Source organism: Rhodopirellula sp. UH5, assembly GCF_056839225.1.
This window is the reverse complement of record NZ_CM166390.1, coordinates 5,483,795-5,507,879: the sequence shown is the minus strand read 5'-3', so window position 1 is coordinate 5,507,879 and position 24,085 is coordinate 5,483,795. Positions and strand designations below refer to the sequence as shown.

At 56.8% G+C, this 24,085-nt stretch carries 22 protein-coding genes; 1 reads left to right on the top strand and 21 read right to left on the bottom strand.

Going from position 1 to position 24,085, the window contains the following annotated elements; genetic code table 11:
- Window positions 1-9 precede the first annotated feature (9 nt).
- The 21 genes from arsA to UH5x_RS19465 form a co-directional block, all read right to left on the bottom strand.
- On the bottom strand, window positions 10-1,791 hold the full coding sequence (gene arsA / locus UH5x_RS19565; protein WP_482633402.1) for an arsenical pump-driving ATPase: 1,782 nt from the start codon (window positions 1,789-1,791) through the stop codon (window positions 10-12).
- Between the two features lie 35 nt (window positions 1,792-1,826).
- The gene (gene arsD, locus UH5x_RS19560; protein ID WP_047812742.1) at window positions 1,827-2,198 is read right to left on the bottom strand and encodes an arsenite efflux transporter metallochaperone ArsD; all 372 of its coding nucleotides are present in this window, start codon (window positions 2,196-2,198) and stop codon (window positions 1,827-1,829) included.
- Between the two features lie 325 nt (window positions 2,199-2,523).
- A complete protein-coding gene (locus tag UH5x_RS19555; protein ID WP_482633401.1) occupies window positions 2,524-3,363 on the bottom strand; it encodes a c-type cytochrome in 840 nt (279 codons plus the stop codon).
- A gap of 202 nt (window positions 3,364-3,565) precedes the next feature.
- On the bottom strand, window positions 3,566-4,315 hold the full coding sequence (locus tag UH5x_RS19550) for a class I SAM-dependent methyltransferase (protein WP_482633400.1): 750 nt from the start codon (window positions 4,313-4,315) through the stop codon (window positions 3,566-3,568).
- Window positions 4,312-5,058 (bottom strand): ABC transporter ATP-binding protein, encoded by a 747-nt coding sequence (locus UH5x_RS19545; protein ID WP_083434730.1) that lies wholly within the window; start codon window positions 5,056-5,058, stop codon window positions 4,312-4,314. Before UH5x_RS19545 ends, UH5x_RS19550 begins: the two co-directional genes overlap by 4 nt.
- Window positions 5,055-6,266 carry an ABC transporter permease gene (locus tag UH5x_RS19540; protein ID WP_482633399.1) on the bottom strand — a complete coding sequence of 404 codons (1,212 nt, stop codon included), beginning with the start codon at window positions 6,264-6,266 and terminating at the stop codon, window positions 5,055-5,057. The genes UH5x_RS19545 and UH5x_RS19540 overlap by 4 nt, the downstream gene beginning before the upstream one ends.
- Complete coding sequence (locus UH5x_RS19535; RefSeq protein ID WP_047812645.1) at window positions 6,263-7,408, bottom strand: efflux RND transporter periplasmic adaptor subunit; 1,146 nt, start codon at window positions 7,406-7,408, stop codon at window positions 6,263-6,265. The genes UH5x_RS19540 and UH5x_RS19535 overlap by 4 nt, the downstream gene beginning before the upstream one ends.
- A complete protein-coding gene (locus UH5x_RS19530) occupies window positions 7,405-7,647 on the bottom strand; it encodes a hypothetical protein (protein ID WP_482633398.1) in 243 nt (80 codons plus the stop codon). Before UH5x_RS19530 ends, UH5x_RS19535 begins: the two co-directional genes overlap by 4 nt.
- Window positions 7,648-7,652: 5 nt before the next feature.
- Window positions 7,653-11,000, bottom strand: coding sequence for an efflux RND transporter permease subunit (locus UH5x_RS19525; protein ID WP_482633397.1), 3,348 nt, complete (start codon window positions 10,998-11,000; stop codon window positions 7,653-7,655).
- Entirely contained in the window at window positions 10,993-12,123 is a 1,131-nt protein-coding gene (locus tag UH5x_RS19520; protein WP_482633396.1) for an efflux RND transporter periplasmic adaptor subunit, read from the bottom strand. Before UH5x_RS19520 ends, UH5x_RS19525 begins: the two co-directional genes overlap by 8 nt.
- Window positions 12,123-13,283 (bottom strand): FAD-dependent oxidoreductase, encoded by a 1,161-nt coding sequence (locus UH5x_RS19515; RefSeq protein ID WP_047812641.1) that lies wholly within the window; start codon window positions 13,281-13,283, stop codon window positions 12,123-12,125. The genes UH5x_RS19520 and UH5x_RS19515 overlap by 1 nt, the downstream gene beginning before the upstream one ends.
- On the bottom strand, window positions 13,283-13,825 hold the full coding sequence (locus tag UH5x_RS19510; protein WP_236695964.1) for a rhodanese-like domain-containing protein: 543 nt from the start codon (window positions 13,823-13,825) through the stop codon (window positions 13,283-13,285). The genes UH5x_RS19515 and UH5x_RS19510 overlap by 1 nt, the downstream gene beginning before the upstream one ends.
- A 35-nt stretch (window positions 13,826-13,860) precedes the next feature.
- Window positions 13,861-14,484, bottom strand: a complete 624-nt coding sequence (locus UH5x_RS19505; RefSeq protein ID WP_482633395.1) for a c-type heme family protein — start codon at window positions 14,482-14,484, stop codon at window positions 13,861-13,863.
- Window position 14,485: 1 nt separating this feature from the next.
- Window positions 14,486-15,631 carry a DsrE family protein gene (locus tag UH5x_RS19500; protein ID WP_482633394.1) on the bottom strand — a complete coding sequence of 382 codons (1,146 nt, stop codon included), beginning with the start codon at window positions 15,629-15,631 and terminating at the stop codon, window positions 14,486-14,488.
- Between the two features lie 76 nt (window positions 15,632-15,707).
- Window positions 15,708-16,781: a cytochrome-c peroxidase gene (locus tag UH5x_RS19495; RefSeq protein ID WP_482633393.1), complete on the bottom strand. Its 1,074-nt coding sequence runs from the start codon at window positions 16,779-16,781 to the stop codon at window positions 15,708-15,710.
- Between the two features lie 58 nt (window positions 16,782-16,839).
- Window positions 16,840-18,024, bottom strand: coding sequence for an NAD(P)/FAD-dependent oxidoreductase (locus UH5x_RS19490; protein WP_047812639.1), 1,185 nt, complete (start codon window positions 18,022-18,024; stop codon window positions 16,840-16,842).
- Between the two features lies 1 nt (window position 18,025).
- Window positions 18,026-18,799, bottom strand: a complete 774-nt coding sequence (locus UH5x_RS19485) for a helical membrane plugin domain-containing protein (RefSeq protein ID WP_482633392.1) — start codon at window positions 18,797-18,799, stop codon at window positions 18,026-18,028.
- 52 nt (window positions 18,800-18,851) lie between these two features.
- The gene (locus UH5x_RS19480) at window positions 18,852-20,276 is read right to left on the bottom strand and encodes an MBL fold metallo-hydrolase (RefSeq protein WP_482633391.1); all 1,425 of its coding nucleotides are present in this window, start codon (window positions 20,274-20,276) and stop codon (window positions 18,852-18,854) included.
- A 31-nt stretch (window positions 20,277-20,307) separates the two neighbouring features.
- Entirely contained in the window at window positions 20,308-21,132 is an 825-nt protein-coding gene (locus tag UH5x_RS19475) for a sulfite exporter TauE/SafE family protein (RefSeq protein WP_047812636.1), read from the bottom strand.
- Window positions 21,120-21,665 carry a rhodanese-like domain-containing protein gene (locus UH5x_RS19470; protein ID WP_047812635.1) on the bottom strand — a complete coding sequence of 182 codons (546 nt, stop codon included), beginning with the start codon at window positions 21,663-21,665 and terminating at the stop codon, window positions 21,120-21,122. Before UH5x_RS19470 ends, UH5x_RS19475 begins: the two co-directional genes overlap by 13 nt.
- A gap of 110 nt (window positions 21,666-21,775) precedes the next feature.
- Window positions 21,776-22,129, bottom strand: coding sequence for an ArsR/SmtB family transcription factor (locus UH5x_RS19465; RefSeq protein ID WP_047812634.1), 354 nt, complete (start codon window positions 22,127-22,129; stop codon window positions 21,776-21,778).
- 345 nt (window positions 22,130-22,474) lie between these two features.
- Here UH5x_RS19465 and UH5x_RS19460 point away from each other — a divergent pair, with 345 nt between their 5' ends.
- Window positions 22,475-24,010, top strand: coding sequence for an efflux RND transporter periplasmic adaptor subunit (locus tag UH5x_RS19460; RefSeq protein WP_047812633.1), 1,536 nt, complete (start codon window positions 22,475-22,477; stop codon window positions 24,008-24,010).
- Window positions 24,011-24,085: the final 75 nt, after the last annotated feature.

The following is a 24,085-nucleotide window of genomic DNA, read 5'->3' as shown; positions in this document are numbered from 1 at the left end:
TGGAATCTCCTAAGACGCTGAGGTACTGAGGTCCGAATGAGTCAGGCGACTGAGCCCCTGCAGTCCCGTTGGCGGTTCGAGTTGCCAGGGAATGATGGCGACTCGATTGGCCTGAACCTCGCTGACTTCCCGCAGGTATTGCTGCTCATGCGATTGCCGTTGTTTCATCAACGGATCGGTCAGGGGCAGCGGCGACAGCACTTGATTGATCACCCACGCGTATGGTTCGATCTCGGCGCGTCGCAGGTCTCGCTGCAGCGAAGCCGCTTCATGCACCGGCGTCGACTCCGGCAGCGTCACGATCAACACGCGGGTGAAGTCTGGATCGCGGAGTCGTGGAAGCAAGTTTTCCACGGCTTCTGGCATCTCGCTGGTTTGCCGTGTGACTTCGCGGTGATAGGCCAACGCGGAATCCAGCAACAACACCGTGTGCCCTGTGGGAGCCGTGTCGAGCACGACAAATTGGTTGGCACCACTGGCAACGGCGTCGGCAAACGCACGGAAGACAGCAATCTCTTCCGTGCAAGGCGATCGCAGATCTTCTTCGAGAAGTGCTTTACCTTGCTCGTCCAGGTCTTTGCCCGCTTTACCCAAGACTTCCGCTGAGTACTTGGCGGTTTCGACTTCCGGATCAATGCGACTGACCGACAGATTTGGCAAGCGTTCGTCGTTCATTGCCGCTGCGAGGTGAGCCGCTGGGTCGGTCGTGGAAAGGTGGACGTCATACCCACGTTCCGCAATGGCAACCGCAACCGCCGCAGCAACGGTGGTCTTGCCAACACCACCTTTGCCCATCGCCAAGATCACCCCGTGGCCGGGAGCCACCAAATCATCGATCAACTCAGACAGCATCGGCAACTCATTCGTCGGATCAGCCCCTTCGCCGATTGCATCGGTCACCGCAGCGGAATCGATCGTCCCGAGCAATCGCAGGGAATCGATCCCGAGCATGCCATTAGGGCTGAGTGGCACAATCGTTTGCGGCAGAGCATTGAGTCCCTCCGGCATCGCGTCCAGAGCCGTGGCACCTCGCTGTTGCAGAGCGACTGCATACGGGTCGCTTGAGTCGATGGCTTGGAAGACACCATTGACCACAAGATGCTGATTTTTCACTCCGAGTTCCGCCAGCTCGGCGCTGGTTCGATCGGCTTCCCGCAGAGCACTCGGTTCGGCGCGCGCGACCAACACCAGCGTGGTCGCCGAAGAATCGCCGAGCGCCTTCACCGACTCTTGATACAGCTTCTGCTGAGCCTGCAATCCAGCCAGCGGGCCCAGGCAACTGGTCCCCGTCGTGTTCTGTTCCATGAAACCATCCCACGCCGAAGGCAACGTGAGCAACCGCAACGTGTGGCCCGTTGGCGCGGTGTCGAAGATGACATGCTCAAACTCAGCCGTGGCAGAAGGATCCCCAAGCAAGCGTGAGAACTCATCAAAGGCCGCGATCTCAAGTGTGCACGATCCTGAGAACTGTTCTTCCATGCTTTTCACGGCTGCCTCCGGCAACAGACCGCGATACGGCCCGACCATTCGCTCCCGATACTCGGCTGCCGACTTCTCAGGGTCCAGGTTCATCGCAAACAGCGTTGGAACTTCCGGAACCGCCGTCGGATGGTTGCCGAGCGTGACGCCCAACACTTCATCCAGATTGGAGGCCGGATCCGTGGAAACCAGCAAGACCTTCTTGCCAGCATCCGCAAGCTTGACTGCCGTCGCACACGCCACGGAAGTTTTCCCGACCCCACCTTTTCCGGTGAAGAACAAATTGCGGGTGGGATGATCTAAGAATTTCATGATTCAGTTCCTTTGGAGACCAGACTTCGTTCGCTCTAGCAACAGCCACTCGATCCGCAACAACCACCATCGGAGCTCGCGACCGGCAAGCCTTGTTTGGCTGCACCACCTTCGACCCAGGCCGCAAGATCTTCCCGTGAGGGATAACCGGCTTGGCTGACGACTTCCCCGTCGACAAGGACCACTGGCAAGCAATCCGTTCCGGCGGTGCTCAACAGTTGATGAATCACCTTGTTCTCAATGAAGGCTTGAGGCTGTTGAGCCAGATTGAAGCGGTCCACCTGATGGCCTTGCTGCTTGAGCCAATCGAGATCCGCAGCGAACTTTGGCAGCACGGGATCGACATCGGGACCACACACCCCTGTTGAGCAACACATTGGCTTGTCATAGACCTGAACGTTTTTCATCGTTTTCTCGTCAAAAATGAGTTGGACTGTCAAATCGGAATGGGACTCAAACGACTTGGCCCTCTTCCGCTCACTGCGGTGTGCTCCCTCGCACACCATCGCACATCGTCGAAATACGATCATTCACTTCGAAATGCTCGCCAGCGCCCCGACTTTCGACACTCAAACGCCCTTTAAATTGCTTATCGGCGATACACGATAAAGAAATGCAGTTTATCTGTCAATTCCGCTCCTCCTGCACTCATGCAAATGAGGCACCAAAACCGCTTGCACGACTGAAATCCAGCCCCTTCCCCAATCCCTCATCGAACCCGCTGCCAGCCCCTTACTTCGGTTCGAACTTGGGTCGACCGTGCGAGTTCATGTAGGCGGCCACATCAAACGCTTCTTGGTCGGACAAATCCGTGTCGTCCAGCGGCATCGCGACTTTCAACCAGGACGCCAACTTGGGCACGCCCGCCAATCCCGCCCCATCGTTGAACGACTCGTCGCCCCAAACCGGTGGCCCTTCGTCCGTCCCCAAACCATCGTCCGAATGACAATCGGCACAGCGATCCATGTAGATCGATTCACCTCGTTCGATGCTGGGCGGTTCAGGAGAACCGCTCAGCAGCGTCATGTGGTTTGGACCAAGCGGTTTCTCCGGGTTCATCTTCAAGGGCGTGCCCTGGGACAACCACGTGATGTAAGCGGCGATCGCGACTGGGATTTCAGAACCATTCGCTGGTCGTGTGCCGTTTTGGCTGCGGATGAAACAATTCAAAATTCGATCCTCCAGCGTGATCACACTTTGCTCACGCGGGGAATAGGCCGGGTACGCAGCAGCGACTCCGATGAACGAACCCGCCTTCTCATGCCGCCCCCCATCGAGATGACACGAGGTGCACTTGAGCGAGTTGCCAATGAACGGCTTCGTCAGCGGGTGTTCGTTGGTTTCGTTCACCAACGTCTCCCCTATCCGAACGATTTCGCCAAGTTTTCCGGGCGGGTACGCCTGCGCAGAGTAGACAGCCTGATTGGCAACCCATGGAACGGGCGTGGATGGCGTTGCCGGCACGGCATGGTCCCAAGGCTGCCAAACCAGCCAAGCCGAAGCGATCATGAGCGAAACGACCGCCAATGCCATGGCGTCACGCGACAAACGAAGGTAGGTGAGTTTGATCATGATTCCATGTCTCTGAAAATACAGCCCAATCAAATGAAGCTCAGAAGGGTGGTCGCAACGGGACTCTGGAGTTGCCCGCAAACACTCCGCTCGACACGCCCAGGCCATCCCCATGAAGATGGCCTTGATCCGTGCTGAGCCGCCATTCTTTCGGAAGCCGTCGCCAGCAGGATGTGCCGGCTGGCTGACTCCACGACAGCGACTACTTGGCTGGCTTTGAAAACCGCAACAGATAGTTTTCTTCGAAGGCATCGACTTTGACTTCGTCAGTGAATTCAAAGCCTGCTTCGACGACTTCGCTTTGGAAGACTTCTTTTCCAGCTCGCACATGTCCCATCAAGAATTCTCGCGACACACCAGGGATTCGCTCGAAGTCGATCAGGACCAATCGCCCGCCAGGCTTCAAAGCTCGATAGATCGACGCGAGTGACTGCTGCGGGCTTTCAAAGTGATGGTAAGTGTCACAAATGAACACCAAGTCAACCGATTCGGGCGGGAGTCGAATCGACACGTCCGTCCCCAAAACCGTGGTGAGGTTCTCGATGCCATCGGCGGTCGCTCTGGCGGCGATGTGCTGCAAGAAATTGGGTGAAATGTCGACGCTATAAACCCACCCGTCCCAGCCAGTCGTCTTGGCGAATAAACGGCTGTAGAACCCTGTGCCAGCTCCCACGTCGGCGATGCGTTCACCGGGCTTGATCCCACACGCCTTCAACACTTGTTTGCGAGCTCCATAAACCTCGCGGCTTTCGACCTCGAAACGATCCAGCCACTCATCGACGTTCAGTTCCGGGTCTTTGAACTTGTCGTTGATGCCATCCGGAATGACCGATGCAGCTCCCGCCGCGTCGGCTGGGGACACGTCAACGGCAAGCCCCTTGTCCTGTGCCGTCGCGGTCCATGCCGAGACGATCATGAGGCTAAAAAGAACAACAGGTAACATTCGTTTCATGAGGAAATTCCCGAGAGAGAGTGGTGTGATTTGGCAATGACGCCATCTTCCATTTCGTAAGTCGTATCAAACACGTCGAGCGAACGATGGTCGTGAGTGACAACAATCACCGCTGAACCTTGTTCGTGAGCGACCTTGGCAAACAACTCCATGACCTGCCGGCCACGATGACCATCCAGCGCCGCAGTGGGTTCATCCGCCAGGATAACACTGGGGCGATTGGCCAGCGAACGGGCCACGGCAACCCGTTGTTGTTGCCCCCCGGACAACATCGAGGGCAAATTGTCGGCTCGATCCGCGACCCCAAGATAGTCCATCAGCTCGAACGCTCGCTTCCGCGAAGCTCGCTTGGATTCTCCATTGAGCAGCATCGCGATCTGAACATTTTCAATGGCAGACAGAAACGGAATCAAATTGGATTTTTGAAAAACGTACCCGATGTGTTCCCTGCGAAAAGCACGCAAATTGACGCGGGACAATTCGCCTTCCAAAACAACCGTCCCACGAATCGCGATCGTGCCGGAAGTCGGAGGATTGATCAGCCCAATGGCAGTCAAAAACGTCGACTTGCCGCTGCCGCTGGGGCCGAGCAAGGCAACGACTTCGCCTGCCTGAACCGTCATCGAGGCCTCTCGCATCGCCACCACTTCGGTGTTCCCGCTACCGTATCGCTTGGTCAAAACGGAAGCCACGATGGCGGGCTGAACCGAGGCGGCAGGTTCACTGGAAGACAGTCCGTTCATACCAAAGCCTCGTTGGGTGAGACTTGCAGGGCCTTCCAAATCCCCATCAGGCTGGAACCAATCGAAATCCCGATCACCACCATGGCAAGTTGAACCAGATCCGCGTCGGCAAGAATCACGCGACGTGGGAAGTGGGGAAACAACTGGCTGCCCAGCGTGTAAGCGATGAGGTATCCCACCGCACCGAGCACCAGGGCTTGCTGCAAAATCAATCCCAGAATGACAACGTTGGATGCACCGATCAGTTTCAACAAGGCGATCGAGTGAATCTTGTCCAAGGTCAGGGTGTACAGAATCAATGCCATGATGATCGCTGCGATCGCGGTCAACAAAACCCGGAACATCCCAATCTGACGTCGCGCTTTTTCGACCGTCCCACGCAACAACAATTCCTTTTGGCCATCGCTGGTGAAGACCGAAACATCCCCCCAACCTTCAATGCTCGATGCCACCTCATCCACCCGGGCTTCGGGCGACAATTTCACCATCACCGCACTCACCTGCGACCGCGCGACGCCGGGCAGTTCTGCCGTCGGCCTCGATGCATTCTCCAGCAGTGCAGGCTGGCCAACCACTGCCTCAAAGGCTTCGCCGCGGGCACGCCTGGCCGCTCGCTCCAAGCGAACCGCTTCGCCAGGATTGTCAAACTGAATCGCCTGCGAGTCGGCGATCGAAAAGAAGGCCAGCCCGTCACCGCTGGCACTGATCATGCTCTCAGTGACGCCAACCACCGTGTAGTCATCTTTCCCCAATCGGATCTTCTCACCCACCCCCATGCCCAGCGAACGATCCGCGACCATTTCATAGTGAGCTTGACGAAGCGAACGCCCCCCAGCCAGCGGCAACCACTCACCGCGATCGTTTGGCCAATCCAACCCGAGCACGGCGATTCGCAACGGTTTCCCCAATCGCTCCCGCTGAATGGTGTGATACACAAACTCACGAGACGACTCGACACCGGGCACGGACGCCACGCGATGCACCAGCGTGGGAGGCACGCGAGAGAGTTCGGCAAACGGCCCGCGAGTATCGCGTTGAACCACCCAGATGTCTGCGTCGACACGGTCCACCAACAGCGTGGCATCCTCAATGATGCCACGGTAGATCCCGCCCATCCCCATCACGACCATCAACAACATGCCAATCCCAATGGACGTCAGAACGAAACGCCCCAAGTTGTGCTGGATGTCTTTGAAGGCCAAATTCATTGGACACCAACCCTCCGACCATCCGCCAGTGATCCGCTGGGGGAAACGGGCCTCACGATCACTTCTCCCGACTCCAGTCCCTCGATGATCCCGATCGTGTCGGCCGTGTCTGATCCAAGCGTGACCGTTCGCCAAGTCGCCGTGCCGTTGTCGTTGACAAAGACACCATCCCGTCCGTCTCGCCGGACCAAAAATGACTTCGGAACCAGCGGGACTTCTTGCGGTTCGGCAACGGTGAGGAACGCTTCGGCGCGCTGGCCGACGGCCCAGTTTCTGGGAAGCTCCAGAACACGCACATCGACAATGAACTCACGTGTTTCGCGATCTGCCTCGCGTCCCAATCGAGCGACCTCGGCAGGATACGACTGTGCAGGCTCGGACCGAAAGACCACGCGTCCCGCTTGACCTGGATCCAACTTCGACATCTCCGTTTCATCCACCCAAGCGCGAATCCAAAGTTCTTGTGTTGAAATCAACGTCAAGATGGAACTGCCGGGAACCACGACATCGCCTGGTTCTCGATTTCGCTTGACGATCATTCCGTCAAAGGGTGCCACGATGACCGTGTCACTGAGTCGTGCTTGTTGATACTGCAAACTTTTTTGTGCGGAAATCAGACCTTTCTGCCCCTCGTTGATCCCAGCCTCCGCCCGCGCCACGTCCGCCACAGCGACCCCCAACGCCTCCGCGGATTGATCCAAGTCGCCTTGACTGGTCGCATCCCGCTTGGCGAGTTGCTCAATGCGTTGGTAGTTTTTCTCTGCCTGCGTCAGCACCACGGCTGCCCGTTCTTTGTCGGCTTTCAATCGTTCAATCGCAGCCTTGGCCGCCTCCACGTTGGCCACCGCGATCGCGACTTGTTGCTCCAGATCACGATTGTCCAACCGAACCAATTCGTCCCCCGCCGAAACAAGGTCCCCTTGATCAACCAACAAAGCTTCGATGCGGCCTGAGATTTTGGGGCTGATCGTGGTCGACACACGTGCCTCCAGCGTCCCGGTCCCCATCACCTCCTCGACCATGGTGCCTCGTTGCACGGGATGCGAAAGCACTGCAACGGGTTTGAATCGAAACCAGTAAACCGCTCCAGCAATGCCAACGATGACCACAGCCAGCTTCAAAAAGGGAAGGAACCTCCTCATGCGTCTTGCCTCTCCTCCGTGACAAATTTGACGGAGGAAACACCGGCCAAGAGACGAATCGCGGCGTTCACGATGCACCGATCGTTGCGATCCAAAATGGGACACGAAAGCTTCACCGTCTTGTCTTCCACGCTTACGAAACGAGCTTGGTCAAACCCCAGTCGCTTCAATGATTGGTTGACCCGTTCGCGGAGTCGGGAATCCGCTTCGCCGCATGGTTGAGAGGGAGTGTTTTGCATGTTGTTCATTTCGCAATGGCCTTCGGTTGGTAGAGCAACCAGTAGGCTGCGGGAATGACGATCAGCGTGAAGCCGGTCGATGTGAGGATGCCGAAAATGATGGCCCACGCGAGCCCCGAAAACACGGGATCGAGCGTGATCACCCAGTTGGCCAACAGCGTGGTGCCTGCGGTCAACAAAATGGGCCGCGTGCGAACTGCGACGCTGCGAATGATCGATTCACGCAGGTCATGGCCTTCGGCTTCGGCCAAGTGAATGAAGTCAATCAAAACCACCGAGTTGCGAACCACGATGCCAGCCAACGCGATCATCCCAATCATCGCCGTGGCGGTGAAGAACACCGGATTGGGGTGCCCACCGATGGGTTGGTCCATGATCAAATTCAACAACCAAAAACCAGGCAGGATCCCAATCATGGACAGCGGAATCGCGGTCATGATCAGCAACGGCAACAAACGCGAACCGGTCTGAAACATCAGGATCACGAAGATCCCTAACAACGCGGCGGCAAAGGCCAGACCAAGATCACGGAAAACATCCAACGTGATGTCCCACTCACCTTCCCCCGACCAGACCACGCTGTAACCGCTTGGAACGGACCAGGGCACACCACCCCCCATCGACAGCCAAGAACGTTGTTCAAGCGGAATGGGCGTGATGGCGGGAGCGGGCGTGCCCGCGTTCGCCAGATCACTTGCTTGTCCCACATCAGCCCGCTGATCGACACGGTCGAACTCAATGTCCATGATCGCATCCGCGGGTGGTCGACCAGCCACTTCGGCGTAGACATACACGACCCGCCGCAGGTTCTTGTGATAGATCGTTTTGTCTTCCACCGTTTCGCGAAACTTGCCCAACGATCCCAACTGCACGATTTGGCCACCGCTGCCTCGCACATAAATCTCTTCCAAATCATCCAGCGCTGAGCGACGTTCCCGAGGAAGTCTCAACTCCACCCACAACGGTTCGACCTCGTCAGGCAAGTGCAACACCGTGGCCTTGCTCCCACTCAACACCGCTTCGACGGTGTCAGCGATCGTTTGCGTGGAGATCCCTGAGAGCGCCGCCTTGGGTTTGTCAGTCTCAAACACAAACCGCACTTGATCGTCTTCCGCGCTGACGTCCAAGTCCACCAAGCCGGGCTCCAATCCCAGACGCGTTTTGACTTGCCGAGCAAGCGAGATCTGATGTGCGTAGTTGCCTTCCGGTGGCCCGTAGACCTCCGCCACAATCGACGACAAAACAGGCGGCCCCGGTGGCACCTCAACCAACTTCACATTCGCGTCCATCGAATCGGCCAAGCGATCGATGTCGTCACGAATCCGCAGGATCAATTCATGAGACTGTTGAATCCGATGATCTTTGTCGACCAAGTTGACACGGATGTCGGCGACATGGTTGCCCTGCCGAAGGAAATAGTGCCGCACCAGCCCGTTGAAATCGATCGGCGAACTGAGTCCGACAAACACCTCGTAGTCACGGACTTCTGACAACCCGCCGAGGTAACTTCCCAGCCGGCGAGCCACTGCGTCGGTGCGTTCCAGGGTCGTGCCTTCGGGCATGTCGATGACAAGTTGAAATTCATTCTTGTTGTCATACGGCAGCATCTTCACGGGGACCTTGCGGAACACCGGCAGCATCATCGCGGCGACCAACATCACGCCGATGGCCAGCAACACGCCGGTGGCCATCCAACGCCCTTTCAAGATCGGTGACAGAACCCATCGCGAAAGTCGGTAAAGAGGTGTGGTGGTGACGTCGTATTCATTCACGTGATGCGAGTCATCCAGCTGTTTCAACGAGACCATGGCCAACCAGGGCGTGATCACAAACGCCACCAACGTGGAGATCGTCACCGTCAGAGGCACATTCAACGCCATCGGACCCATGTACGGTCCCATCATGCCCGTGATGAATGCCAGCGGCAAAAAACTTGCAATGATCGCCAACGTGGAGAGCAGCAATGCGGGACGCACCTCCTGAACCGCTCGCAGAACCGATTGACGAGGCGGCAAGATCTTCATCGCGTAATACCTGGCGATGTTCTCGACATCGGTGATCGGGTCATCCACCAACAAACCCAGTGCCAGGATCAACGCAAACATCGTGACCCGGTTGATCGAGTATCCCACCATCAAGTTGATGAACAGGGTCAAGCTGTAACACACCGGGATTGCCAAGGCGATCACCAGCGCCGGACGCCACCCCATCGTCAGCCCAATCAATCCAATGACGGTCAACACCGCCACCACGAGACCTTCGACCAGTTCGTTGACCTTGTCGTTCGCTGTTTCACCGTAGTCACGGGTGATGCGATACTTCACACCGGCGGGAAGATGGGAATCGGCCAGTGCTTCCATCTTGGCGTGCACTGCATCGGCAACATGCACCGCATTGCTGCCTTTGCGTTTGGCAACCGAAAGATTGACGGCCGGAAACACCGATGCATCCGCATCAGCATGCTCTTGGTCCGCAGGACCAAAACCAATCCAGCTGTAGCTTTCGGACTCGGCGGGTCCATCGATCACCGTCGCCACGTTCTTCAAGTGCACCGGCCGGTTTCCGTTGACACCGACCACCATCTCGCTCAGTTCGTCGACGCTGCGGAAAAACGTGCCCGTTTCCACATGAAAGGACTGGTTCTGTTGTTCGAACTGACCATTGCGGCGAGTCACGTTACTGACTCGCATGGCCGCGGCAACGTCCAGCGGCGAGACCTGATGCGCCGCCAAACGTTGCGCGTCCAATTGCACATTGATGCGTCGAGGCCTTCCCCCGATCACGTCCACTCGGTTGGTATTCGGAATCGACTGCAACTCATGCTGCAGTTCCTCGGCAATCCGTCGCAGTTCATGATCGCCATAGCGTTCCGGTTGCTCGGACCACAACGTCGCGATCACAATCGGCACGTCATCGACTTCGATCGGTTTGATAACCCAAGCATCGACCGATGGTGGAATCAAATCCGTGGAAGAATTGATTTTGTTGTAAAGCTTGACCAGGGAATCTTCCCGATCTTCGCCGACGAAGAACCGCACCGTGACGATGCACGATCCAGGGCTGGACATCGAATAGACATACTCCACCCCATCGATTTGATACAGCAGTTTTTCGATACGATCGGTGACTTGGCGTTCCACCTCCGCGGCGGAAAGCCCCGGTGCGGAAACCATCACATCGGCCATCGGCACAACGATTTGAGGTTCTTCCTCACGAGGAGTCAGAATCAACGAAGCCGCCCCCAGCATCAACGACACCACGATCAACATGATCGCGACATCGCCACGCAGGAACACCTCAACAATCCGAGTCAGCAGGGGCGAACCATCCGGTTGAACGACGGGATCACTCATGATCGGGTGCTCCTTCCGTCTTCACCGTTCCGGCCTCGGGATGCAGCACCACTCGCTCGCCAACATCCACGCCGCTGAGCACCTCTTTCCGCCCGGGCATTCCCAGGCTGCCACTTTGAATCAAGCGACGCTCCACGACCCCGTCGGGCAGCACCACATCGACAAACTCCAGTTGCCCGATCCGGACCACGGCATCCGTGTTCAAACAGAGATGCCGGCGGGTTCCCGATGGAATCAACAATCGACCGAACATCCCTTCGTACAGATCCTCCGATTTCGGCAGGCTGGCTTTCACCAAGAAAGATCGACTGGGTGCGTCCGCCTGAGGAACAATCTCATCCACCGTTGCTCGAAAGACACGATTGAGAGCATCCACTTTGACGTCCAGTTCGTCACCCGCACGCAACTTCACTGCCAAATGCTCCATCACGGGAGCCTCCAGTCGCAATGAGGTCTCGTCATAGAGCGTCAGGATCGGCTGGCCAGGCTGGGCGATGTCGCCAGGCTCGGCACTGCGATCAACAATTCGCCCGCTCTTGGCTGCGGTCACGGTCGCGTACGAAAGCATCACCTCCGCCTCACGAACCGCTTGCATTGCTCTCGCCTCCTCGGCAATGGTCACCTGCACATCGCGACTGGCGTTGTCAAAGTCCGATCGCGAAGCGGCGTTCTGCTGCTGCAATAGCTTCACTCGGTTGAAATGCTTCTCCGCTTGCTCCCGGTTCGCCGTGGCAGCTTCCAATCCCCGTTTAGCTTGTGCCAAACGACTTTGGTATTCCTTGTCATCCAAGCGAATCAGCGTTTGCCCTTTTTCGACCTGATCACCGGCCACGACCGTGATCTCATCGATCGTTGCCATCAACTTGGCCGACACGATCGTTCGACTAGACGCCTTCAGGGTTCCGATGGCTTCCTCGATCGTTTGCTTCTCGACTTCGTGAACCGTGTCGGTTGGCTGGTCCCCGAGCTTCGCATCAGCAGGAGCCTTCCACCCCGGTTCGACCTTTTCCTCCAGCATGCCAGACAGCCACGCGATCGTGCCTAACAGAACGACCATTGCGACGCCTGCCACAATCAGCTTGGAAAGGCCCGAGAACACCTTCTTGAATGCTTGCCCGCTCATCAGTTTGCCTCCTGGTTGGATGAATCGACGCAACGGTCAACTTGAAATTCAGAAACGAATCGCTTGTCGATCCATGTTTTAAGCTGCCAACACCAACGACGATGGGCCGTGATGCAGCCGTACTGCAGAAGTGCTTTGCCGTCACCGGTGTTCAGCAACTTCAAGAAGTCACTTTGGGGGTCAAATGCATCCATCGAACCGCCCGACAAGAATGCTTGAAGGTTGTGCGATAACACTGGACACTGCCTGACGGCATAAACCCCTGCTTTGGGCACCGGGGATTCCAGGATCGTTCCCGAGTCGCCAACAGCGAAAACGCGCGGGTCGGTCAGCGACTGAAGCGTTTTCGATGTCGCGATGAAACCTCGATCGTCAGTCTGCAACCCCAACTTCGACAGCACCGGTGGCGCCGCGGCACCGGTGGCCCAAATAACGACCTCACTCTCGTGCCGGTCGCCATTTTCGGTTTCCAAGAACGTGTCCCCAACGTGGGTGACTCGTTGCCCGGCAATCACCTGGATCCCCCGTGACGCCAGGATCTGCTCAATGCGGCGGACACTGCGTGGTGTCATGCCCTCGGCAACGGTCTCACTGCTGGTGAAGATCTCAATCGAAACCTGGCGACTCAGCTTTTGTCGCTCACAATGCTGCAACAGACACAAGGCGATTTCGACACTGGCAACCCCACCACCAACAATCGCGACTTTCGACGGCCGCTTCCTATCCGCTTGCGCCGTTGCGAGGTGTTGATTCAACCGCGGCAAAAATGTCTGCATCGGTTTGATCGGAACCAGCGATGCTGCCTCCGCATGCGTTTCCCACCCGGCGGGCATCGATCCAACGCCAATCGACAACGCGTCAAAGGCAACGGCTTCATGGTCGGCAAACAACACCTTCCCCGTTTTCAAATCGAGGCCGCTTGTTTCTGCCAAAATCAACCGGGCACCGGCCCGTTTGCACAAGGCTTTCAAATCAATTCGCATCTCCCCGTCGGTGAACTGGTCACCCAGAGTTCCCGGCAACATCCCTGAGTAGGTCGCGGTTGCGAACTTGCTGATGCACGTCAGTTCACAGCCTTCGATGGGATTGGTTTCCCATTGCTGAACGATGTGAGCGTTCGTGTGACCGACACCCAATAGAACGAGGTTCTTGGCCATCATCACTCCGTCACTTGCTCATACTTCGACGGAATCTTGTACCGATCGCTGTAAGTGTGCACACGATTGGTCGACTCACCTTCGAGTGTGACCAGCGGCAATCCCGCATCCACCCATTTCAGAATGCTGCCTTTGTAGTTCTTGACCTTCACGCCCTTTCCCACCAACTGCTTGGCATACGCACCACTGCGACCGCCCACCGTGCAGTAGGGAATCACCAGTCGGCCACGGTACTTGGCAGCATCTTTCTCATACATCGCTTTCGTGATCGCACCGGGAATCACAGACACCTGGGTTTCCTTCTCCGAACGCACATCCACCACCACGAATCCCGGATCGGAAACCTCCGAACCGTTTTGTTTCGCTTGGTCGTCTTGCTTCTTCTGGTTGGCCAGTAACTGCCGCACCGTCTGCGTGTCGATGGTTTCCACTTTGGGGCCACCAAAGAGTCCGCCGAACTGAGCGGAGACCGTCTGACATTGAATCGACGTCGACACCAACACAGCCACGAAACCGAAGAGCAGTCGAAAGGGTGCAATCATCATGTGGAACCTTGTTTGAACGAGAACGGAATGGATCATCAAATGGCAGGCGTTTCGACCCAAAACCAACCTCGCAATTCACCTTCGCGAAATCCGGTGGCTTGGTCGTTGGGATAGAGTTTGGTGAGTTGGTCGCTGATCACAGGAGCAATCTGTTCCGTGGGTCCATGACACATCAAACATTGCGATTGCAATTGAATCGGCAACAACGCCGCCGCGTGGCCGTTGGTCAGCGACACAAACTGAGGCGTGCTGACCTTCGCTTCGGTCATGGATTTCGCCCACGACGGGGGCAGGTTGTCCGTATTCCTCAGCCGGACCCCGGTTCGTCCAATTTTCACGCCGTGTTGGACACCGACTTCCGTCGCGATTTGGTTGGCTTCCTTTTGGCACACAGCGATGGCACCCGCCGGCCCTTGGGAGCCCATGGCTTCCATCAATCGACCTGACAGTTTCTGAAACAACGCGTCCTTGGCCTGCAGCATCGCTTGCTTCTGTTCCTCGGAAGGTGTTTCGCCTTCCACGATCGACACAGCGGAAGCGTCTTGTTCGGAGACATCCTCTGTCACCGGTGGCGCACTCTTTTGACACCCCAGGTTCACCAGCAGAAACGTTCCTGCGATCGCCAGGATCCCGGCTGATGCGGTCCATTGAATTCTCATCTCAATTCCCCAGTGGTAGATAGGCGTGGCCGTCGGCTTGCAAATTGACAACAGCGGTCAGGGCGGAAACGGCCGTCTCCACGAACACCACCACATCCTTGGGATCGCCTCCCAGGGAAGTCAGTGACTGGCCGCAGACGTACATTTCCACGTCCGCTTCATGCAGTTGCTTCAGCAGATTCAGATTTGGATTCTCCGATGTCCCGAACCGTTTTGCATAGGCCTCGGGATTCAGCACTGCGAGCGTCGCACCTCCGTGAAAGACAATCGCAATCTTCGCGTCCGCGGGCTTGGCACCGCCGCCAGCGTAGATGTTCAAGTACTTGGCAACGTTTTCGATTGCAGTGTTCAGTTTCGCGGGGTCACCACCACGAGTGACATCGACCAACAACTTCGTGCCGCTTCGAGGCTGCATCGCAGCATTCGGCAACTGCACCACCGACCCATGCCCCTCGATCACGGGATAGGTTGGCGTGAGCTTCTTGGCTGGAGCATCCGTTGGCACCGCGTGGTTCTTCATCGCTTCCGCAAAGCCATGCTCGACAAATCCCGACACCGTTTTCGCGTGAGCCTGGATCAACTTCGCAACATAGGGGTCGTCCGACGTTTCGGTCACTTTCACTCCCTTTTCAGTGTCCTCGTGGACCATTTTGATCTTGTCGGTGTGTCGGAAGATCTCAGCAAACAACGGGTCCCGCATGCGAATCGGATTCGTGTTTTCGATCCGGTACTCCATCCACTCCACGTGTTCTTTGATTTTGTCCGCGATCTCCGGCACATTGGACTCAGTCAATGTTTCGACACCATTGGGCAGTTCTTTGACTGTCCGAGTGATCTGTTCGTGGTTTTGCAACAATGACTGAAAGACTTCACGATCCGCATCGTGTCGATCATCGTGCCCGTGCTGACCCCCGGCTTGTTCATCGTGCCCAGAAGCCGGCCCGTTTTCGCTCGCTTGCCGACCAGCCCCCAAGCCGCGGCCCATCCCTCGGCCCATCCCGCGACCGCGCCCCATTCCTTGGCCTTGACCTTGGCCGCGGCCCATCCCAGGACCGTTTCCGTTGCCGGGACCGTTTTGTGACCACACGGGCCCCGCCAACATGGCCCCCAGGCAACCAACGACGAACAGATGGATGAAGCGTTTCATAGGAGCACCGGGGCGAAAGGATTGGTATTCGTCGAGAAATTCAATGACACAAAACGTTTGCGTCCTTCAAGTCATCTCAGTTTTGATGAGGTTCGTTGTCTGGCGTGGGAATTGGATCAATCACCGATTCGCCGGAGCGGGAAGGAAGTCTCGGCAGCGTGATTTCGGGGAACCGACCTTCCAAGGTGGACAGGAATGCGATCAGTTCAGAAACCTCTTCATCTGCCAGGTCTTCATCCAGTTGGGTGCTCGCCATCACTCGGCAAGCTTCCGCCAGCGAGGGCACCTTTCCATTGTGCATGTAAGGAGCCGTCAACGTGATGTTTCGCAGCACTGGTACTTTAAAGAGATGAGCGTCGCTTTCATCGCCCGTCACCTGTTGTCGTCCCAGGTCGCTCACAAGATCATAGCGATCCACGAGTGGCGAATCGGCATCGCGAGGAAAATCGACGAACTCGGCAACATCGTCGGGTCCCGTCCAGTTGTTCAGCGCCGGTCCCGAATGGCACTCCGTGCAACCAATGGACTCAAACAATTCCATGCCGCGGATCGCTTTGGCACTGATCGCGGACTGATCTCCTGCCAGAAAGCGATCGAAATCGGAATCCGGCGTGATCAACGTGCGTTCAAACGCGGCGATGGCATCCACCGCATTTTCGATCGTGATTGCTCCGGTCTGGCCAAAGATTCTTTCGAACTCGTCGGCATAGTCAGGAATGTTCTTGATCCGACGGATCACTTGATCGTGACCCGTCATCCCCATTTCAACATCCGCGACCATCGGCCCCATGGCTTGTTCAGCCAGCGTTGCGGCGCGACCGTCCCAGAACTGGGACGATTGAAACACAGAGTTCCATACGGTCGGAGCGTTTCGCGGTCCGGTCAATCCATCGACGCCCATGGAAGTGGGACGCCCATCGTCGCCCCCCTCCATCAAGTTGTGGCAACTGTTGCACGACACGGTTCCCGTCGCGGATAGCCGCGGATCGAAGAACAACTTCTTTCCCAACTCGATTTTCTCAGGTGTGTCACCCGCTTGGGCAGTGGTCGTGGGCAGGGGGACAAAGTCCTGGGCATCCACCCGCGAGTTGCAGAGCAACAACGAGACGAGGATGCAGTGCCATAGTTTGAATCTTTGAGAGACGTTCATTGTTTGAGGCCGCACGTCACACGAGCGGATCGTTGACAAGAGGAAAACGGGTTGGGATTTAGACGCGGCCACGCAACATGCCGTGCCAGTAGAGTGCCGGCAGCCCAAACTTCTTGAGCATGAACATGCTGAATCTTTCTTTGGCCTGGTCAAACGGAAACGTTTCGGCAGGTTGCCCGCTGTAGTCAAACTCAGCCAGCACCAACGAGTCGTACCCGGTCACCACGGGGCACGAGGTGTAGCCGTCATAGCTCGCCGGTGCTGGCTGATGTTTCATCGCTGCCAGCAGATTGGCAACCAAGACCGGTGCCTGCTTGCGAATCGCCGCACCGGTTTTGGACGTTGGCAGACTGGACGCATCGCCCAACGCATAAACATTCGCGAAACGAGTGTGCTGAAGCGTGTGCTTGTCGACATCAACCCATCCGCCTTCGCCGGCCAGTTCGCTGCTGGAGACAAAATCCGGTGCGCTCATCGGGGGCGTCACATGGATCATGTCGTACTTGATGACAATTTCCTCGTCGGTATCCATGTGCCGATAGATGGCCTCCTTGGAAGCGGAGCGGATCTCGACCAAGTTATGACGAAAACGTGGTTCGACGCCTTTCCGCTGGGCAACCTTCTCAAGCACCTCGCGGTAGCGATCGACCGCAAACAGACGCGGTCCCGCCAAGGTGAAGATGACTTCGATCTGATCACGAACACCGCTGCGGCGAAAATGATCTTCGGCCAAGTAACAGATCTTTTGCGGTGCGCCGCCACACTTGACCGCACCGGCGGGCTGCGTGAACAGAGCCACGCCTTGTTTCAGTTCGCGTACGAACTTCCAAGTGCTGGCAACCGTGTCGATGGAATAGTTGCTGCAAACTCCATCTTTGCCAACCGACTCTTTCAACCCTTTCACTTGATCCCAGTTGATTTGGATGCCCGGTGCAACAATCAGGTAATCGTAGGTAATCGTCCCGCTCTCACGCGTCGTCAAGCTGTTTGTGTTTGGATCGAACGAATCGACGCGGTCCTTGATCCACTGAACCCCGTACGGGATCAAATCCGCTTCCTCCCGGCCTGATTCTTCCGGCTCAAAAACCCCGCCACCCACCAAAGTCCAAAGCGGTTGATAGTAGTGTTTGTCAGACGGTTCAATGATGGCGATGTCGAGCGATGAATCGGCGTTCCGCAATCGAGCGGCGACGGTGATACCAGCGGTTCCCCCGCCGACGATAAGAACTTGATGATGTGCCATTTCAATGACCTCTGTTTTGAGTGTTGGAAGTGATCTCAGGGGAAGGCGTTTCCTTGGCTTGGCTTGTTTCATCCAAGACACCGCCGAAGCACTTGGCAAATTGCAAACCGAACGACAATGCTCGCTGGGTATTGGGATCGCGAATCGAGTTCAGCAATCCAAACAGCCCGACTCGCTTGGGAACGGGATGCTCGCAACTTCCGCGTCGACAACTCGACAGGGCAGAACCAGCCATGCCGACGGTTTCGACCGAATGTTCGTTCAGGACATCGGACTTGAGCAAGAAACCGATTCGATCGAGTTCCTCTTCGTTGATCCGACTCCCCAAGTACAGTGCGGCGTGCAATCCCTGCCGAACGCTCTGTTCCAAATCGATGCCTTCCGACTTCAAATCGCTGGCGTATTCATCGAACACGTCCATGGCGGTCGCAATCAAATTCGGCACTTCATCCAGAAGAGCACTCCCCTCTTCCAACTTCGGTAGGCGGGCAACCAGTCGCTCGATCGCCTGCATGTTGCTCGGTTCAGTCACCTGAACGACCAACTTCACTAGCTGAGTCGCTCGGTGTTCGATGTCGATGCCTTCCTGCGACGCCTTGCGGCTGATCGCGTCGAAGAAATCCACCGCGATGGCCAGCAAGTTTGGAAGATCGCCCGCGACCTGCAGAACTTGATCCAACGATTCCGCGTGGTCGAGCAAACGGTGCAAAACTTCAGCGGTCGCAGGATCGTTCAATCGATCGACCAGAGAGGGGTGTTGAAGAGTTGTGTTCATTGGATGAAGTGGGGTGTTTCGGGGAACGTTTTCGGAAACTGGGATGGCTCGCTTACCCGGTCACCATTTCCTCCGATTTCACGCTCGGAAGATCAGCCGATTTCCAAGCCATGTAGCCGCCCGTCAGGTTGACCACGTTTTTGATTCCGGCGGCCTGCAAGACACTGACGCCGATGGCCGACCGAGCACCACTGCGGCACTGCACCACAATCTTTTGGTCCCCAGAAAGGTCACTGAGGTTGTCGGGCAACCGCCCAAGGAAACGATGCTCTGCTTGCTCAATATGCCCCTCGTTCCACTCGTCGTTGGAGCGAACGTCAATCAGTTTCACCTCGCCAGCCTCAATGGCCGTCGACAAATCCGCGGGAGTCCCCGTGGCATAAACTTCACTGGCCATTCCAGCGGCACGCACCTCATTCGCGCCAAAGCCACCGACGATCTCCTCGACACCGATCTTGTGCAGAACTCGAGCGGCTTCTTCGAGTTGATCAGGTTTGCAAATCAAATGAGTTGGCTTGTCGTAGTCGACCAACCACCCAGCCCATGCCGCTAACATGCCGAGTGGGATGTTGATCGAACCGGGAACGTGCCCCCGAGCAAAGTCGGCGGAGGGTGTCAGGTCGACAACGGTTCCGTCCTTGATCGCCGACGACAACTTGGCCACATCCAGCATCGCATGATGATGCCCGGCGCCCAAAACCCTGGGCCCTTCCTTGTTGACTCGTTTCATGACCGCGAAGTACTTCGGGGCCTCCGGTTGATCCGCCAAGATGTACCGGACAAATTCTTCCTCCTCCGTGAACTGCAATGCTGGATTGAACCGTTTTTCATAACCAACAGTCGATGACGGGATCGCCCCCAGGCCCTTGCCGCAGGCACTTCCCGCACCGTGAGCGGGCCAGACTTGCAAGTAGTCGGGCATGGATTTGAAACGCTCTGCCGAACGGAACAAATCACGAGCCCCTGGTTCGGCGGTGCCCGCGATTCCGGCGGCTTCTTCCAGCAAATCCGGACGCCCGATGGAACCAACGAAGACAAAGTCACCGGTGAAGATGCCCATGGGTTCGTCTGCCCCACCGCCTTCATCCGTCAGCACAAACGAAATGCTCTCAGGCGTGTGTCCCGGCGTGTGCAAGACATCGAATTTGATCTTGCCAAGCATGAAGTGATCACCGTCATGAAGGAGTTGGTGATCGTATGGTTCAAGATACAGGTACTTCCAATCGGCTGGTCCCTCATCCGAGACATACAGCTTGGCACCCACGCGGTCGGCCAGTTCCCGTGCCCCGGAAACATAGTCCGCATGAATGTGCGTCTCCGCGACGGCGGTGATTTTCAGCCCTTCGCGATCCGCCATTTCGAGGTACTGGTCAATGTCGCGTCCCGGATCGACGACGAGAGCTTCCTGGGCTCTCTGACACCCAACCAAGTAGGAAGCGTGGGCCAGCTTTTGATCGTAAAAGTATTTGAGCAACATGATTCGATTCCCCTGTGAAAGTGAACGAGCTTTATAAAACCAGTGACTTAAAAATGACAAACGTGGCGACCAGGACGACGGCCACAGCAAACGTTTTTTGTAGTGTGGGCCCCTTCAATCGCTTGGCGACAATCCCGCCCAACCACATCCCTGCAAAACCTCCCACCAGGAATTGCAGCGTTGTTTCCAAAGACAATTCATTTCCGTTGGCCAGATGCGACGCCACGCCACTGACACTGACCAACACGATCACAAACAAAGACGTCGCAACCGCTTGATGAATGGCCATCCCACTGAACAACACCAGTGCGGGAACGATGACGAAGCCACCTCCGACGCCGAACATGCCTGACAACACACCCGTCATCAGCCCGACCAAAATCAGCAACCTTGCACACTTGGAAGTCAAACGCAGCTTCCCGTCTTCGTCCCGCTGACAGGCGCTGCGATCACGGCCCGGCAGCGTCTCCGTGTTGCAAACACCACTCGGCAACCTGGGGTTCTTGGTCTTGGCCCACATCCGCTGAGCGACGACCAACATCAACACCGCAAACATCACCAGCAGCACTTGCTCGGGGATCAGCGTCGAGAGATAGGACCCCAACGGTGCGCCGATCATGCCAGCCACCGCGAAGAGCAACCCCGTTCGCAATTCCACTTCCCCTCGCACCAACCGCGGCACCGCACCGAACAAAGCCGTCCCGCCCACGGAAGCCAGGGAAATCCCGACGGCCTCTCGCGGGGCAACTGCCAATCCGTAGACCAGCAAGGGCACTGCAAAGACTCCGCCGCCCCCACCGGTCAACCCCAGTGCAAAGCCAACGATGCAGCCGAAAAGAATGGCTAGACCGAACATGACCCCGATACTCCACAACGATTCCAGGGCATCTTGGAAAGCATCATGCCCATGCCGCATGTGTCAGTGATCCCAGCAAACATCAGCCCAGCACCGATGAAGGCAGAAATCCCAACGAAGTACGGATGCACGAAGTAGCCGAGCACCGCCCCCAGCAGCGCCAGAAACCCGGCCAAGATACGGACTTGACGGTCCAGCGAGATCGCCTTTTTGCCACGCACCGCTGGCAATCCAGCTTGCACCCAAGCCGTCGTCCCGCCTTCCACGTTCACGATGTTTTCGATGCCAGCGTCCAAGAACTTCTGGACCGCTTTGCTGGATCGATTGCCACTGCGGCAAATGACATAGATCGCTTTTTCCGAGTCGCTTCTGAGTGACTCAGACACCGCCTTGGGGTCGAGTGAATCGAGCGGCACGTTGACCGCGCCTTCGACATGGACCTCGCGGTATTCGGTCGGCATCCGAACGTCGATCAGCTCAATGGCGCCGTTGGCCTGTTTGTCGGCGAGTTGTTTCACATCAATGGTTTGCATCAGAAACTCCTTCTGCTCGTTGCGTTGAAATGCTTGAAAGTTCTTTAGTTCGTAATGTCTCTATTCGACGAGGTATCGTCGCAAAAAAACGGTCTGGGACCGTGAATGGTTCACTGATCGGTCTCATCAGAAGGCAGGAAACGTCCCTCAATGCAAGCCATCAATTGCTCCAGGTGAGGCTCGGCGACGCTGTAGTAAACCCGTCGCCCTTCGCGTTGGCTGGTTAAAAAGCCACAGCGTTGCAACAACCGGAGATGCTCCGATCCCACGTTGTCTTGAATGCCACAATCCGCGGCCAATTCACCCACTGTGTAGCGACCGTGCTGCAAAAGCTGCACGATCCGCAGTCGGACAGGGTGAGCCAACGTCCTCAAGCATTCCGCCGCGTCCGCAAAATCCCCGACTTGGCCGGGCGGCTTGCTCAGCGTTTCGGAAGTCTTCGGCTTGGTTGTTTTGATTGCCATGGTTTCTCCATCAGGTGTTCAATCATCATATCGTCACCTCACGATGTGTCAACACATGTTTTCTTCCGATTTTCGCTGGAAGCGTTCGGCAGCCTCGTCATCGATGCCGGTCCAAGATCGTCTCTTCGGCCGCCGTTCCTGGGCAACGGGGAGTGGACAGAATCTGTCCACCGACGTGGTGAATGTCTTTCCGTTGCCAAGGTGTCGTCTCACCCACTCACCTCCAAAAATGGCTGCAACACTGGAAAAACGGCTCTTTTCAAGCGTTGGCACGGACCGTGCTAACCACTCGTACGAATCAGGACGGACGCCCATCGCTCCCCACCAACTTCCAATTGCAAACCGATGACAGTCACCAACACTTCGACGTCCCCTTCCTCGGCCGGAGAACCCGCTGCGGATCTCACCGGTACCAAGACAGGCATGGTCGCGTCGGCACTGAAGGGCCTGCCAACCCTGTTGGTTCTGGTGGTGATGGGTGGCGGTTGGATGGTGATGCACCAAATCAACTCGGGTGGCAGCAGCACCGAAGCGATGGTGGAGACCGCCCAAGAACCCGTGTCCAGTGACACCCTGAACTTGCCCGAGGGCAAACTCAAGGTCGCAAAGATCAAGAGCATCCCTGCACAGCCTCAGAACATCCAACATGTTCACACCGTGCCGGGTCGACTGCGGTACGACCAAACCAAGCATGTCGATGTGAAGGCACCGATGGACGGCATCTTGGCCGAGCTGGTCGTGACCCCCGGAGATCACGTGAATGCCGGCGATCTGATCGCGGTGCTTCGCAGCCCCGAAATCGGTCAGGCACGTGCCGAAATCTTGAAGCGGAAGAAAGAGCGTGACATCGCCGAGCAGATCCTGCAGCGTGAACTGACGCTGGCAAAGAATCTGCAACAAGTCTCCAACATGCTCGATCAAGGCCAGTCCGTCGATGCGATCGAGACGGCGTTCTCCAATCGTGCCCTCGGGGTGTATCGCCAAGACATCTTGTCGGCCTATTCCAAAATGTTGCTGGCCGACGAACTGCTCGCCAAACTTCGCCCGTTGGTCGCCTCGGGTTCTGTTTCCGGTCGGACGGTTCGAGAACGAGAGGGTGAACGCCAGCTTGCCGAGACCGCATTCCGAACCGCTCGCGATCAAGCCTCGTTCGAGATCGAGCAATCCCAAATGAAAGCGGAGGCCAATGTGGCCGAAGCGAATCGACAACTCAACCTGGCTTGGCAATCGTTGGAAACGCTGCTGGGATACAAGGAAGACAAAAACACAGTCAACCTCAGCAACGAAGAAGCCCTTTCGCGATTGGAAGTCCGAGCGCCATTCGGCGGCAGCGTCGAGTCACAAGGCTTTGCCAACAACGAACGCGTGATGCGAGGTGATGCCCTGATTGTGCTTGCCAACACCGACTCACTTTCCGTTGAAGCCAGCATCCGAGAAAGCGATTGGTCGGTTGTGAATTTGCAACCTGGTGCGGAAGTGTCGGTCATGGTGCCCGCGCTGGATCAACGCGTCTTCCCTGCCAAGGTGAGGTACTTCGGACGCGAAGTCCAAGCCGACACCAATTCCGTCCCACTGATCGCACGCATTGAAAACAACGAAGGCTTGTTGCGTCCGGGCATGTTCGTTCGAGTCACCGTCCCAATTGGCGAACTGCGTCAAGCGCTGTCAATCAAACCGGAATCGCTTCTCCAACACGAGAACGAACAGTTCGTCTTCCTTGATCTGGGCAACGGATCTTTCCAACGAGTAAACGTTTCCACGGGACAAGCTTCCGATGATTGGGTGGAGGTCACAGCAGGATTGTCGCGAGGCCAGTCGGTGGTCACCAAAGGCGCCTTTCTGTTGAAGTCGGAGTTGCTACTCCAAGGGGAAGGCGAATAGCGATTTTGCTCGCCCGCTCCTTTCCCTCACTCCCCGTCCTCTCACTCCACGGCGCTAAAAGTCCATTCAGCGTCT